Annotated in this window: 14 protein-coding genes and 1 other RNA gene; 11 read left to right on the plus strand and 4 right to left on the minus strand. The window is 55.4% G+C overall.

Going from position 1 to position 14,589, the window contains the following annotated elements; genetic code table 11:
• Window positions 1-79 precede the first annotated feature (79 nt).
• The 6 genes from epd to OK412_RS21235 all read left to right on the plus strand — a co-directional run bounded on the left by epd (window position 80) and on the right by OK412_RS21235 (window position 6,185).
• Window positions 80-1,099, plus strand: coding sequence for an erythrose-4-phosphate dehydrogenase (epd, locus tag OK412_RS21210; RefSeq protein ID WP_033758731.1), 1,020 nt, complete (start codon window positions 80-82; stop codon window positions 1,097-1,099).
• A gap of 51 nt (window positions 1,100-1,150) precedes the next feature.
• A complete protein-coding gene (gene pgk / locus OK412_RS21215; protein ID WP_264353521.1) occupies window positions 1,151-2,314 on the plus strand; it encodes a phosphoglycerate kinase in 1,164 nt (387 codons plus the stop codon).
• Window positions 2,315-2,419: 105 nt separating this feature from the next.
• Complete coding sequence (gene fbaA / locus OK412_RS21220) at window positions 2,420-3,499, plus strand: class II fructose-bisphosphate aldolase (RefSeq protein ID WP_010248835.1); 1,080 nt, start codon at window positions 2,420-2,422, stop codon at window positions 3,497-3,499.
• Between the two features lie 190 nt (window positions 3,500-3,689).
• Window positions 3,690-4,571, plus strand: coding sequence for a small-conductance mechanosensitive channel MscS (gene mscS, locus OK412_RS21225; RefSeq protein WP_132499415.1), 882 nt, complete (start codon window positions 3,690-3,692; stop codon window positions 4,569-4,571).
• 124 nt (window positions 4,572-4,695) lie between these two features.
• Window positions 4,696-5,319 (plus strand): arginine exporter ArgO, encoded by a 624-nt coding sequence (gene argO, locus OK412_RS21230; protein ID WP_010671062.1) that lies wholly within the window; start codon window positions 4,696-4,698, stop codon window positions 5,317-5,319.
• Between the two features lie 143 nt (window positions 5,320-5,462).
• Window positions 5,463-6,185, plus strand: coding sequence for an oxidative stress defense protein (locus tag OK412_RS21235; protein WP_264353522.1), 723 nt, complete (start codon window positions 5,463-5,465; stop codon window positions 6,183-6,185).
• Between the two features lie 256 nt (window positions 6,186-6,441).
• On the opposite strand, the gene OK412_RS21240 is transcribed toward OK412_RS21235, so the two are convergent.
• Window positions 6,442-7,347, minus strand: coding sequence for a LysR family transcriptional regulator ArgP (locus tag OK412_RS21240; protein WP_010248822.1), 906 nt, complete (start codon window positions 7,345-7,347; stop codon window positions 6,442-6,444).
• Window positions 7,348-7,529: 182 nt separating this feature from the next.
• Here OK412_RS21240 and rpiA point away from each other — a divergent pair, with 182 nt between their 5' ends.
• Entirely contained in the window at window positions 7,530-8,189 is a 660-nt protein-coding gene (gene rpiA / locus OK412_RS21245; protein ID WP_010248819.1) for a ribose-5-phosphate isomerase RpiA, read from the plus strand.
• 279 nt (window positions 8,190-8,468) lie between these two features.
• Entirely contained in the window at window positions 8,469-9,707 is a 1,239-nt protein-coding gene (gene serA, locus OK412_RS21250) for a phosphoglycerate dehydrogenase (RefSeq protein ID WP_010248817.1), read from the plus strand.
• Between the two features lie 344 nt (window positions 9,708-10,051).
• Here the strand turns inward: serA and OK412_RS21255 are convergent, their stop codons facing one another.
• The 3 genes from OK412_RS21255 to zapA form a co-directional block, all read right to left on the minus strand.
• Window positions 10,052-10,645, minus strand: a complete 594-nt coding sequence (locus OK412_RS21255) for a 5-formyltetrahydrofolate cyclo-ligase (RefSeq protein ID WP_010671060.1) — start codon at window positions 10,643-10,645, stop codon at window positions 10,052-10,054.
• A 92-nt stretch (window positions 10,646-10,737) separates the two neighbouring features.
• Window positions 10,738-10,920, minus strand: a non-coding RNA gene (gene ssrS / locus OK412_RS21260) — 6S RNA.
• A gap of 39 nt (window positions 10,921-10,959) precedes the next feature.
• On the minus strand, window positions 10,960-11,289 hold the full coding sequence (zapA, locus tag OK412_RS21265; protein ID WP_008925677.1) for a cell division protein ZapA: 330 nt from the start codon (window positions 11,287-11,289) through the stop codon (window positions 10,960-10,962).
• A gap of 170 nt (window positions 11,290-11,459) precedes the next feature.
• Between zapA and OK412_RS21270 the strand changes: the two genes are divergently transcribed.
• The 3 genes from OK412_RS21270 to ubiH are packed head-to-tail and all read left to right on the plus strand — an operon-like array spanning window position 11,460 to window position 14,582.
• Window positions 11,460-12,038: a YecA family protein gene (locus OK412_RS21270; protein ID WP_022623836.1), complete on the plus strand. Its 579-nt coding sequence runs from the start codon at window positions 11,460-11,462 to the stop codon at window positions 12,036-12,038.
• A 46-nt stretch (window positions 12,039-12,084) separates the two neighbouring features.
• Window positions 12,085-13,407 carry a Xaa-Pro aminopeptidase gene (gene pepP / locus OK412_RS21275; RefSeq protein ID WP_080694246.1) on the plus strand — a complete coding sequence of 441 codons (1,323 nt, stop codon included), beginning with the start codon at window positions 12,085-12,087 and terminating at the stop codon, window positions 13,405-13,407.
• Window positions 13,404-14,582 carry a 2-octaprenyl-6-methoxyphenyl hydroxylase gene (gene ubiH / locus OK412_RS21280; protein ID WP_264353523.1) on the plus strand — a complete coding sequence of 393 codons (1,179 nt, stop codon included), beginning with the start codon at window positions 13,404-13,406 and terminating at the stop codon, window positions 14,580-14,582. Before pepP ends, ubiH begins: the two co-directional genes overlap by 4 nt.
• Window positions 14,583-14,589 lie beyond the last annotated feature (7 nt).

Raw genomic sequence — 14,589 nt, forward strand, 5'->3', positions numbered from 1 at the left:
TAAGAATCTCCTGTACAAAATGCAGTGAAACGCTCAGGCTAACGGCACGTTTTTTTCAGTCTGACGTGGCAGGAGAGAAATGACGGTACGGATAGCGATAAATGGTTTTGGCCGGATTGGACGCAACGTCCTGCGCGCGCTGTATGAAACGGGCCGACGTGCAGAGATCACCGTGGTCGCGATTAACGAGCTGGCAGAAGCCACCGGTATGGCGCATCTGCTGAAATACGATACCAGCCATGGCCGTTTTGCTTTCGATGTCCGCCAGGAGCGCGATGTAATGTGGGTGGGTGGCGATACCCTGCGCATTTTGCACCGTGCAGCCATTGCCGATCTGCCGTGGCGTGAACTCGACGTGGATGTGGTGCTGGACTGCACCGGCGTCTATGGCTCACGCGCTGATGGCGAAGCGCATCTTCAGGCTGGCGCCAAAAAAGTGCTCTTCTCTCATCCCGGCGGAAACGATCTCGACGCCACAGTGGTGTATGGCGTTAACCAGCAGTTACTCACCGCCAGTGACCGCATCGTCTCCAACGCTTCCTGTACCACTAACTGCATTATCCCGGTGATCAAACTGCTGGATGATGCGTTTGGTATCGAATCCGGCACCGTCACCACGATCCACTCGGCGATGCACGATCAGCAGGTGATCGACGCCTATCACAGCGATCTGCGCCGTACGCGTGCAGCCAGTCAGTCGATCATCCCGGTGGACACTCGCCTGGCGGCTGGCATTACCCGTATTTTTCCGAAATTCAACGATCGCTTCGAGGCGATAGCCGTTCGCGTCCCGACGATTAACGTGACGGCCATTGATCTCAGCGTTTCTGTGCATCAGGCGGTGACGGCGTGTGAAGTTAACACCCTGTTGCGAAGCGCGGCAGAAGGGACATTTCGTGGTATAGTTGACTATACGGAATTACCGTTAGTCTCAGTAGATTTTAACCATGATCCGCACAGTGCCATTGTGGACGGAACACAAACGCGGGTCAGCGGTCAACACCTTATCAAGACCCTGGTCTGGTGTGACAACGAATGGGGCTTTGCTAACCGAATGCTCGACACGACGTTAGCGATGGCCGCAAGCGGTTTCAGGTAAGACGCGGTATGCGTCTGGCAAAACTTATGAGAATCAACGAGAGGATTCACCATGTCTGTAATTAAGATGACCGATCTGGATCTGGCTGGTAAACGCGTTCTGATCCGTGCCGATCTGAACGTACCGGTTAAAGAAGGTAAAGTGACGTCTGATGCACGTATCCGTGCTTCTCTGCCAACCATTGAAGCGGCGTTGAAACAGGGCGCGAAAGTAATGGTTACCTCTCACCTGGGTCGTCCGACCGAAGGTGAATACAATGAAGAGTTCTCGCTGCTGCCGGTAGTTAACTACCTGAAAGACAAGCTTAGCGGCACCACCGTGACCCTGGCAAAAGATTACCTCGATGGCGTTGAAGTCGGCGCTGGCGAACTGGTTGTGCTGGAAAACGTTCGCTTTAACAAAGGCGAAAAGAAAGATGACGAAGCACTGTCTAAAAAATATGCTGCTCTGTGCGACGTCTTTGTGATGGACGCCTTTGGTACCGCGCACCGCGCACAGGCTTCTACCCACGGCGTCGGCAAATTTGCCCCTATCGCCTGTGCCGGCCCGCTGCTCTCTGCAGAACTGGAAGCGCTGGGTAAAGTCATGAGCAACCCGGAGCGTCCGCTGGTGGCTGTGGTAGGGGGCTCTAAAGTCTCTACCAAATTTGACGTGCTGCAATCTCTGGTCAAAATCGCGGACACCGTGATTGTGGGCGGCGGCATTGCCAACACCTTCGTCGCTATCGACAATAACGTCGGCAAATCTCTGTATGAGCCAGACTTCGTTGAAGCGGCTAAAGGCCTGCGCGATCAGCACGGTATTCCGGTTCCAACTGATTCACGTGTCGGCACAGAATTCTCTGAAACTGCGACCGCTACCGTGAAAAAGGTTTCGGAAGTTGCGGATAACGAAGAGATTATGGACTTTGGTGATGAAACCGCACAGGCGATGGCTGCCATCCTGAAGGGTGCTAAAACCATCCTGTGGAACGGCCCGGTGGGCGTGTTTGAGTTCCCTAATTTCCGTAAAGGCACCGAGATCGTGGCTAACGCCATTGCAGACAGCGATGCCTTCTCTGTTGCAGGCGGCGGCGATACCTTAGCGGCTATCGACCTGTTCGGCATCGAAGACAAAATTTCCTACATCTCTACCGGCGGTGGCGCGTTCCTTGAGTTCGTGGAAGGCAAAAAACTGCCTGCAGTTGCCATGCTGGAAGAGCGTGCGAAGCAGTAATCCTTTGGGGGCGATGCCTGGCGGCATCGCCTGAAGTCTTGCCCGTCTGGGCGTTTAAATCGACGTTCCTCAAGGGGAACAACGGTCACGAAACAGGACACAATCATGTCTAAAATTTTTGATTTCGTAAAACCCGGCGTTGTCACTGGTGATGACGTACAGAAGATCTTCAAAGTTGCGAAAGAGAACAAATTCGCACTGCCAGCCGTAAACTGCGTCGGCACTGACTCTATCAATGCGGCACTGGAAGCAGCGGCGAAAGTTAAAGCGCCAATCATCATCCAGTTCTCTAACGGCGGTGCTGCATTTATCGCGGGTAAAGGCTTCAAAACTGACAAACCACAGGGCGCGGCAATTTTCGGCGCTATCGCGGGTGCGCACCATGTCCACCTGATGGCTGAGCAGTATGGCGTGCCGGTTATCCTGCACACTGACCACTGTGCCAAGAAACTGCTGCCATGGATCGATGGTCTGCTGGACGCAGGTGAAGAGTACTTCCAGAAAAACGGTAAGCCTCTTTTCTCTTCTCACATGATCGACCTGTCAGAAGAGTCACTGGAAGAGAACATCGAGATCAGCAGCAAATATCTGGCGCGCATGGCGAAACTCGACATGACGCTGGAAATCGAACTGGGCTGCACCGGTGGTGAAGAAGATGGCGTTGATAACAGCCATATGGACGCATCTGCACTCTACACCCAGCCAGAAGATGTGAACTACGCGTACGAAAAACTGAATGCTATCAGCCCGCGCTTCACCATTGCGGCATCATTCGGTAACGTTCACGGCGTTTACAAGCCAGGTAACGTGAAACTGACTCCGACCATTCTGCGCGATTCGCAGAAATATGTGTGTGAAAAACATGGCCTGCCGCACAACGCGCTGGACTTCGTTTTCCACGGCGGTTCAGGTTCTTCTGCTGCAGAAATCGAAGAGTCTATCAGCTACGGCGTGATCAAGATGAACATCGATACCGATACCCAATGGGCAACCTGGGACGGCATCCTGCAGTACTACAAAAAGAACGAAGGCTATCTGCAGTCGCAGCTGGGTAACCCGGAAGGCGCTGACAAGCCAAACAAAAAATACTACGACCCACGCGTCTGGCTGCGTTCAGCCCAGGCCTCTATGGTGGTGCGTCTGGAGCAGGCTTTCAAAGAGCTTAACGCTGTCGACGTGCTGTAACTGACGAGTCGTTACCGTACAAAAAAGGCCCGAAAGGGCCTTTTTTTATGCACAATTTCTGGAAAAACAGGGTTAAACGCCGGTCGGTTTGGCGCTTAAGGAGATAATTGATTACCCTTTATGGCAGGGTGTCGGATGTCATCTGGCAGTTTTTTCATTCCCGGTGGGAATCTAACAACAGGGCTTATTAATGGAAGAGTTACACGTCGTCGACGGCTTAAACAACGCAGGTAACTGGCTGGTTCGCAATCAGGCGCTGATCATCAGCTATGCCGTAAATATCGTTGCAGCTATTGCCATCATTATTATCGGGATGATTATCGCCCGTATCATTTCTAATGCCGTAAATCGCCTGCTGCGCGCCCGTCACATAGACGCTACCGTGGCGGACTTCCTCTCCGCATTGGTGCGCTATGGGGTTATCGCCTTCACCGTTATCGCAGCGCTGGGACGCATCGGTGTGCAGACCGCCTCGGTGATTGCCGTGCTGGGTGCTGCGGGTCTGGCCGTGGGTCTGGCACTGCAGGGATCACTCTCTAACCTTGCTGCAGGCGTTCTGCTGGTCACCTTCCGTCCGTTTCGCACCGGCGAGTTCGTCGATCTGGGCGGCGTTATGGGAACCGTGCTGCATGTGCAGATTTTCTCCACCACGCTGAGAACGGCAGACGGCAAAATCGTGGTGGTGCCAAACGGCAAGATCATCAGCGGGAACATCGTCAACTTCTCGCGTGAACCGGTTCGCCGTAATGAATTTATCATTGGCGTGGCTTACGAGGCGGATGTGGATGAAGTGATCGCCTTACTGCAACAGGTTGTAGAAGCGGATAGCCGCGTGCTGAAAGATAAAGGTATCCAGATCGGTCTTAACGAACTGGCAGCCTCCTCAATGAACTTTGTGGTGCGTTGCTGGAGCAACAGCGGCGACCTGCAGGACGTTTACTGGGATCTGCTGAAGAACTTTAAGCGTGCGCTGGATGGAAAAGGGATTGGTATTCCTTATCCGCAGATGGATGTGCATCTGCATCAGATGCCGACGCCTGAAGCAGAAGCAACCCAGGTTCAGCCACAGTAATTTTTCAGTGGGCGGCGTCTGTCGCCCATTCATTTTGCTAATCGCAGATTAATTCTTTCAATTTCCGCTAATCATCCTCTCTCTTTATACTTCTCCTCCTCTAACGATGTGAGGAAATAATCCTGTGTTATCTCTCTATTTTCAGGGGCTTGCCCTGGGCGCCGCGCTGATTCTGCCGCTGGGACCGCAGAACGCTTTTGTGATGAATCAGGGCGTGAAGCGTCAGTATCATCTGATGACGGCGGCCCTCTGCTCGCTGAGTGATATTCTGCTGATCTGCGGTGGGATCTTTGGCGGCAGTGCCTTGCTGAGCCAGTCTCCACTGCTGCTGATGGTGATCACCTGGGCGGGCGTAGCCTTTCTGTTGTGGTATGGCTGGGGCGCACTGCGTAGCGCTTTTCGCGGCGACGCCGATCTGGCGGATGGTGAGCCATTAAAGCAGAGCAGGGGACGCATTATCGCGACGCTGCTGGCAGTGACCTGGCTCAATCCGCACGTCTATCTCGATACCTTTGTGGTGCTGGGCAGTCTTGGCGGTCAGTTGCCGACCACCACCGCGCGTCAGTGGTTTGCGCTGGGCACCATCAGTGCGTCGATCCTGTGGTTCTTTGGTCTGGCGCTGCTGGCCGCCTGGCTGTCACCACGCCTGCGCACCGCCAAAGCCCAGCGCATCATTAACCTGCTGGTAGGCGCGGTGATGTGGTTTATCGCCCTGCAACTGGCGCGCCAGGGCATTGCCGGATTTTGATCCCAACGTCGATCCGGTGCGGTTATTGCCGCGCGGAGGCCGAACTTTTGCCATAATGACCACTCAAAGCATGGCGCATACCGATGCGCTGTTGGGCTTCGCCGGTTGGAAGCCGTCATAGTACCTTTTCAAGGAGGACTTTCATGAAACTGAAAGCATTGGCTCTGGCCGCAATCATGAGCGCCGGGGCATTGCCTGGCGTACACGCTGATGAGTTACCGAACGGGCCACACGTGGTGACCTCAGGCAAGGCAACGGTCGATGCCCGTCCCGATATCGCCACACTCTCTATCGTGGTGAACGTGTCGTCAAAAGATGCCGCAGATGCGAAAAAGCAGGCGGATAGCCGGGTTGCACAATATTTCGATTTTCTGCAGAAAAACGGCATTGAGAAGAAAGATATTGATGCGGCAAACCTGAGCACCCAGCCTGAGTACGATTACACCAAAGAGGGTAAATCCGTCCTGAAAGGCTACCGTGCGGTGCGTCAGGTGCAGGTAACCCTGCGTCAGCTGGACAAGCTGAATGATCTGCTGGACGGGGCGCTGAAGTCCGGTCTGAATGAGGTGCGTAGCGTCGAGTTAGGCGTGGCAAATCCGGAGAGTTACAAAGAGCAGGCGCGTAAAGCAGCGATTAAAAATGCGACGCAGCAGGCATCACAGCTGGCTGAAGGCTTTAACGCGAAACTGGGATCAATCTACAGCATTCGTTATCAGGTCGCTAACTATCAGCCGATGCCGATGAACCGTATGTATAAAGCGGCTGCAACGGCAGATACCTCGGCGCAGGAGACCTACGATCAGCAGAGCATCAACTTTGACGATCAGGTTGATGTGGTGTTTGAGATCAAGCCCAATACGCCATAGTGCAAAACGGGGCTGATGCCCCGTTAAGACTGCCGATGAATCTCAGGATCTGACCGCAATGAATAAATTCAAAGCGAAGGGAACATGGTCAGAGGAGGAAAGCGTCCCGCGCCATGGACGGCGCGGGCCGAGCGGCCAGGGATTGGCTTAAGCGCCTTTCCGATCTGACCTTGTTCCCTGAGCCAATCCATCCTTACAGCCGTTCGGGGCATAATTTGTCAGCAGTCAAAACGGGGCTTTCGCCCCGTTTTTGTTTTCAGGCTGCGACGTCATCCTGACGCAGCACCCGATGTCCATGCGCAATCAGCGCATCGGTCACCCGACGCATTAACCGGCTTTCCGGCGCAAAACGATGCCAGTAGAGCATCCGGCGCTGACACAAGCCTGGCGTCAGATCTATTAACTCACCGCTCGCCAGCTCACGCTCAATCTGCAGATGCGGGATCATACAGCAGGTTGAACCCTGTCGCGCCATCTGCACAAAGGCTTCAGAGGAGTTCACGATGTGGCAGGGCACACTGCCCGGTGAGAGATCAAAGTTCTGTTGCAGGAAGGCCTGATGCATATCATCAAGATGGTCAAACGCCACCGCAGGCGCTTTCAGCAGGGCAGAGCGGGTGACGCCGTTGGGGAAGAAGCGATCGGCAAAGTCACGCGACGCCACAAACAGGTAGTCGAGCGCACCGAGCTGATCCACCAGGCAACTGGGCAGCGGCTGCGGCTGAATACTCACCGCACCCACCACTTCACCACGACGCAGACGCTCCTGGGTGCGGGTTTCATCTTCGACCTGCAGATTCAGGCGTACAGGGGAATCTGCCAGCACATCTTTCAGCGCAGGCAGCAGCCAGGTCGCCAGACTGTCGGCATTGACCGCCAGCGACAGCAGCAGTGGCGTGGTGCCACTGTTCTCATCGCCCAGCCACTCCTCTTCCAGCAGTTCCACCTGGTGCAGCAACGCCAGCAGTTTCTGACCCTGTTCGGTCGGACGTGGTGGCACGGTTCGCACCAGCAGCGGCTGACCAAACAGATTCTCCAGCTGCTTGATACGCTGTGAAACCGCTGACTGGGTTATACATAATTTTTGAGCGGCACGCTCAAATCCGCGTTCGCGGATCACTGAATCCAGCGCCTGAAGCGTTCGATAATCCGGGCGTTTCATTATTCTTCTCTCTCCTTCAGGATGGATGTCACTATGCCACAAAAGTGTCACCTGTGATGGCTCTCTTGTTTTTTGTGGGCTGGCTTCCAAAGCGATAAATCCGCGTCGGTCAGCCGAGCATTTTCAGCAAGCCTTGTTTTATACTACGCGCACTTCGTTGTCGCACAGGTTTTAAACATACCATGACCCAGGATGAACTGAAAAAAGCCGTTGGCTGGGCTGCACTTGAGTACGTGCAGCCGGGCACCGTTGTTGGTGTGGGCACCGGATCCACCGCTGCCCACTTTATCGATGCGCTTGCCACGGTCAGGCATCAGATTGAAGGTGCCGTCTCCAGCTCGGATGCCTCAACCCAGAAGCTGAAGAGCCTGGGTATTCAGGTGTTCGACCTGAACGAGATTGACCTGCTGTCGGTGTACGTAGATGGCGCGGATGAGATCAACCCACAGATGCAGATGATCAAAGGCGGCGGCGCGGCGCTGACGCGCGAAAAGATCGTGGCCGCCGTGGCTGAAACCTTTATCTGTATCGCTGACGCTTCAAAAGAGGTCGATGTGCTGGGCCGTTTCCCGCTGCCGGTCGAGGTGATCCCGATGGCGCGCAGTTATGTGGCGCGTCAGCTGGTGAAAATGGGCGGCTTGCCTGAGTATCGTCAGAACGTGGTCACCGATAACGGCAACATTATTCTCGATGTGCATAATCTGCGCATTCTCGATCCCATTGAGCTGGAAAAAACCATCAACGCCTTGCCTGGCGTCGTGACCGTGGGCCTTTTTGCCGCGCGTGGTGCCGATATTGCACTGATTGGCGGGCCTGATGGCGTGAAAACCATCAAAAAATGATCTGTCCGGCGTCGATGCGGCGTCGGTTATTTCTGCCTGCAAATCATCTTTTCTCGCTGCGGTGAAATTTGGTGACTTATGTCACATAACCGTCATCGGCAGTGGGTTCGTTCTCTCTTCCAGTCCGACCTCCTTATTTTGTCCGGCAATGTGCTGCCGTCAGCCGCTGCCGTGCTGGCGGCTGGGCAATCGTTTGTATTGCCCGACGCGATTTTTTTGATATTTTGACAGAAGGCTGGCTTATGGTAGTCCTCATTGAATGCTGAATAGGATCGGGAAATGGCAAAGGTATCACTGGAAAAAGATAAGATTAAGTTCCTGCTGGTGGAAGGTGTCCATCAGAGCGCGCTGGAGAACCTGCGGGCTGCAGGTTATACCAACATCGAATTCCATAAGGGCGCACTGGATTCCGACGCGTTAAAAGCATCGATCCGTGATGCACACTTTATTGGTATCCGTTCCCGCTCCCAGCTCACTGAAGAGATTTTTGCGGCGGCTGAAAAGCTGGTCGCCGTTGGCTGTTTCTGTATCGGTACCAACCAGGTTGATCTGCAGGCGGCTGCCAGCCGGGGTATTCCCGTGTTCAATGCGCCGTTCTCAAATACCCGCTCGGTTGCGGAGCTGGTGATTGGTGAGATGCTGCTGATGCTGCGTGGCATCCCGGAAGCGAATGCGAAAGCACACCGTGGCATCTGGAATAAGATTGCCAAAGGCTCATTTGAAGCGCGTGGCAAAAAACTGGGTATTATCGGTTACGGCCATATCGGAATGCAGCTGGGCGTGCTGGCAGAAAGCCTGGGTATGCATGTTTTCTTCTACGACATTGAAAACAAGCTGCCGCTGGGTAATGCCACGCAGGTACGCCATCTGGCCGATCTCCTCAACATGAGCGACGTTGTCAGCCTGCACGTGCCGGAAACCGTCTCTACACAGGATATGATTGGTGCAGAGCAGCTGGCGCAGATGAAGCCTGGCGCGCTGCTGATTAACGCCTCACGCGGCACGGTGGTGGATATCCCGGCGCTGTGCGATGCGCTGGCCAGCAAGCATGTGGGTGGCGCAGCCATCGACGTCTTCCCGAGCGAGCCAGCTACCAACAGCGAGCCGTTTATCTCTCCACTGAGTGAGTTCGACAACGTGATCCTGACGCCGCACATTGGCGGCTCGACGGAAGAAGCGCAGGAGAACATCGGCATTGAAGTGGCGGGCAAACTGGCGAAATACTCCGATAACGGCTCGACTCTCTCGGCTGTTAACTTCCCCGAAGTGTCACTGCCGATTCACGGTATCAGCGCCAGTCGTCTGCTGCATATCCATGAGAACCGCCCTGGCGTGCTGACGGCCATCAACCAGATTTTTGCCGAGCAGGGCATCAACATCGCCGCCCAGTATCTGCAAACCTCGCCGTTTATGGGCTATGTGGTGATCGACATTGATGCAGAGCCGGAAGTGGCTGAGAACGCGCTGCAACTGATGAAGGCGATTCCGGGTACCATTCGCGCCCGTCTGCTTTACTAAGCGCTACCAACCTGAACAGGCGCTTAGTCGCGTCTCTTCAGGTAGTTAATACAGGCTGTCCCGATTTGCTGTAAGACCGAGACTGCGAAGAGAACACGGTCAGATCGGAAAGATGCAAAAGCCGCCATCCATGGCATGCCCGGCCCGCGCGATTACGCACCTTATCCCTGAGGTGCGCCCGTAACCGGGCCAACGCGTTGCGTTGTTTAAAAACGCTCCCGGCGTTTTTATCCGGGCGGCGGGACGCTTTCCTCTTCTGACCATGTTCCCTGCGCGTTGAGCTATTTCATTGCAGCCAGATGCGCCCAGGTATGGGTTTTCACTTGTCTGCAAAAGCGACTCTTCTACTCCCACTGCCAGAGTTTTGATGGCGTCATTACCGCCGGCAAAGGCACATCCCATTCTGCCACCGGCAGGCTATCGACCTGCTGACAATCGTGTGCCAGGCCCACCGGCAAAAAACCGTGCTGCCGCCAGTTCTGCAGGGTGCGATCGTAGAAGCCGCCGCCCATCCCCAGACGCTGTCCATGCTGATCAAACGCTACCAGCGGCACCATCATCAGATCCAGTTGATCAAGGGTGATCACCTGCCGGATATCCAGCGGCGGTTCAGGAATGCGCAGCTTATTTTTGAGCAATGGGGTATCGGGCGAGTAGCGCAGAAACAACAAATTACCGGGGGAGAAGGGGTGTAAAACCGGCAGACAGACCGTTTTCTTCAGATGCCAGAGGCGGGCAATCAGCGGACGGGTATTCAGTTCGCCATCCACCGACAGAAACAGGGCGATATTGCGCGCTTCAGTCACCGGGGCGTAGTTGAGCGCATGTTCAGCGAGCTGCTCAGCGGCCTGCGTTTGCTGCTCATCGGTAAGTGCCCGTCGCAGATGTCGCACATGCTGGCGAATCGCCTGACGCTGGGTCATTGAAGGTTCAGACATGGAAGGTTCAGACATGATTTCCCCGCCGGATAAGTCGCTGTTGAGCGACTATAACATGTCAGTCAGGGGAAAAAAGCAGGACTACAGGAAGAGAGATCTCCGAGATGCCGCCGTAGGCTGTAACCCTTGAACCCTTGGTTCAAGGTGAACATGCCGTCATAACCATCAGGCTTCTCGGACGAACCGAGCATGCACACAGGTTACGAGCGTCACATTCTGTTTTTTCGAAATATCGGCTCAGGGGACTGGCCCACATGCAAACATCTCAGAGAAAATTTACCTCACCGTTACTTAAGTATAGCAACCATGAAGTTTTATTCGAACTTCGCACCCTCACGCTCAGAGATGCGACCCTGCTCAACTAATGCCTGTTCAATCGTCTGCTGCAACATACGGATACGCTGTTCCATATTAGCAGCATAATCGCGCGTTTTCACTTTCTCTTGCGCCAGCTCGTGGCAGACGTTTAACGCGGCGATGAACACCAGTTGTTCTGTATTGGTGACTCTAGTGCGAACTTTTAGATCTTGCAACCGTTGATTGAGATCTTCAGCCGCGCTATTGAGCGCATCTTGCTGCTCTGGCGGACAATTTACTCTCAACGAACGACCAAAAATTTGTAAATCTACCGGTTGTGCAGACATGCCACCTTCCTGACTGATTACTTCGCTCGCAACTCCCTTAGCAGTCAATGGCTTGGGAGGCGGGCAACTATATAGACCCACGAAATAAGATACAACCCCTTTTCTGGAAACCTTGAGGCAGCTAGTGGTAGCATAACACGAACTTATTCTGCCAACGACGATGAAAAATTATGTCCTTACAGAACGCAACCCCCGATTACAACGCGCTCGCGGCGGTGCTCTCACAGCAGGGCGTTGGAATGACGCCCGCGGAAATGCATGGCCTGCTGAGCGGGATCCTCTGCGGTGGTAACCAGGACACCAGCTGGAAGACGCTGGTACACGATCTGGCTAACGAAGGCATGGCGTTTTCACACACTCTTGCCGTGCCGCTGGCGGAACTACACGAGCATACGGCGACTACGCTGGAAGATGAAGGCTTCCTGTTTCAGCTGCTGCTGCCTGCTGACGACGACATCACTGTATTTGACCGTGCCGACGCGCTGGCGGGCTGGGTTAACCATTTTCTGCTCGGCCTGGGCGTAACACAGCCTAAACTGGATAAAGTCACCGGCGAAACCGGCGAAGCAATCGATGATCTGCGCACCATCGCACAGCTCGGTTACGAAGAAGATGAAGACCAGGAGGAGCTGGAGCAGTCGCTGGAGGAGGTGATTGAGTATGTACGTGTCGCCGCGCTGCTGTGCCACGATACGTTCACCCGCCCGCAGCCAACCGCGCCAGAAGTGCAAAAACCGACGCTACACTAATTTCAGGTCAACGAGTTTAACCGGTCAGTTTACAGGGAGTGCAGAGATGATTTCACTGGAACGATTCCTGCAGCGTCGTCAGGCGCTGCTGGCGAAGATGGTGCCTGGCAGCGCAGCGTTAATCTTTGCTGCGCCAGAAGTGATGCGCAGTAATGACACCGAATATCCGTTCCGCCAGAGCAGCGACTTCTGGTATTTCACCGGTTTTAACGAGCCGCAGGCGTTGCTGGTGCTGATCAAAAGCGATGAGAATCATAACCACAGCGTGTTGTTTAATCGCGTGCGCGATCCTGCGGCGGAAACCTGGTCTGGCCGTCGTCTGGGTCAGGAGGCCGCACCCGACAAACTGGGCGTCGATCGTGCTTTACCCTGGAATGATATTGGTGACCAGCTGCACCTGCTGCTGAATGGCCTGGATGTGGTTTACCATGCGCAGGGCGAATATGCCCACGCGGACACACTGGTGTTCAGCGCGCTGGATAAGCTACGTCGCGGCTTCCGCCAGCATCTCAGTGCGCCCGATACCCTCACTGACTGGCGTCCCTGGGTGCATGAGATGCGCCTGTTTAAAGATGCGGATGAGATTGAACTGTTACGTCGCGCCGGGAAAATCAGTGCACTGGCGCATACCCGCGCCATGCAAGCCTGTCGGCCAGGCCTGTTCGAGTATCAGCTCGAAGGGGAAATTCAGCACGAATTTAACCGTCACGGTGCGCGTTTTCCCTCCTATAACACCATTGTGGGTGCCGGAGTTAACGGCTGCATTCTGCACTACACCGAAAACGAAAGCGAAATGCGCGACGGCGATCTGGTGCTGATCGATGCAGGCTGTGAGTTCCACGGCTATGCAGGCGATATCACCCGCACCTTCCCGGTTAACGGCAAATTCAGCCCGGCGCAGCGCGCGATTTATGACATCGTGCTGGCTTGCCTCAACCGCTCGCTTGAACTGTTCCGGCCGGGCATCAGCATTCGTGAAGTGAATGATGAAGTGGTGCGTATCATGGTCACCGGGCTGGTGGAGCTGGGCATCCTGGAGGGCGACGTCGATACATTGATCGCCGAGGAAGTCCATCGTCAGTTCTATATGCATGGCCTGGGCCACTGGCTGGGGCTGGATGTGCATGATGTCGGCCACTACGGCACCCCGAGCCGCGACCGCGTACTGGAGCCTGGCATGGTGTTAACCGTCGAGCCGGGTCTTTATATCGCACCGGATGCCGACGTGCCCGCGCAGTATCGCGGCATTGGTATCCGAATCGAAGATGACATTGTGATCACTGAAGATGGCATTGAAAATCTCACCGACAGCGTCGTAAAAGAGGCGGATGAGATTGAAGCACTGATGGCGGCGGCAAAACAGGCATGACGATTCTGATTGCCGGTGGCGGCATGACCGGGGCGACGCTGGCGCTGGCGATCTCCCATCTGACCCAGGGCACTCTGCCGGTAACGCTGATTGAAAGCAGCGAGCCTGGCAGTCGGGCGCATCCCGGTTTCGATGGCCGCGCTATTGCGCTCTCTGCCGGTACCTGCCAGCAGCTTGCGGACATCAATCTGTGGCAGCACATCGCCCGTTGTGCCACGCCGATTACCGACATCCATGTCTCCGATCGCGGTCACGCCGGTTTTGTGTCGCTGGCGGCGTCTGACTACGCTATTCCGGCGCTGGGACAGGTTGTCGAGCTGTTTGACGTCGGTCAGCGTCTGTTTGCGGAACTGAAAAAAGCACCCGGCGTAACGCTGCGCTGTCCGGCTCGTGTTACCCAGGCTAACCGCCGTGAGCAGCAGGTTGAGGTGACGCTGGACAGTGGCGAACAACTCAGCGGCAAACTGCTGGTGGCGGCGGATGGCACGCGCTCTGCGCTGGCGGCTTCGTGCGGCATTCAGTGGCAAAGAGACGACTATCAACAGCTTGCCGTGATTGCCAATGTCTCCACCGCGCTGCCTCATCAGGGCCGGGCATTTGAACGTTTTACCGAACATGGCCCGCTGGCGCTGTTGCCGATGTCCGGCAATCGCCTGTCGCTGGTCTGGTGTCATCCGGTTTCGCAGCGTGAACGCATTGAGCAGTGGAGCGAGGCCGAATTCCTCAGCCAGCTGCAGCGTGCCTTTGGCTGGCGGCTGGGTAAATTCACCCACACCGGCCAGCGTGAGTATTACCCGCTGGCGCTGCACCGGGCGATTTCGCCAGTGACGCATCGCGTGGCGGTAGTGGGCAATGCGGCGCAGACGCTACATCCGATTGCCGGGCAGGGCTTCAACCTGGGCCTGCGCGATGTGATGTCGCTGGCTGAAACGCTGGCAGCCGCCCATCGGCAGCAGCAGGACCCCGGCAGCTATGCGGTGCTGCATCATTACCAGCAGCGTCGTCAGCCCGACCGCGCCGCCACCATCGGTATCACCGACGGACTGGTTCGCGTCTTTGCGAATCGCTATGGCCCGCTGGTGGCAGGACGTAACCTGGGCCTGCTGGCGATGGATCATCTGCCGTGGTTAAGAAATCAACTGGCTGAGCGCACGCTTGGCTGGGTTAAGCGTTAATAAAGAG

Source organism: Pantoea sp. JV6 (assembly GCF_025910055.1).
In the GTDB taxonomy this organism is placed as follows: domain Bacteria; phylum Pseudomonadota; class Gammaproteobacteria; order Enterobacterales; family Enterobacteriaceae; genus Pantoea; species Pantoea agglomerans.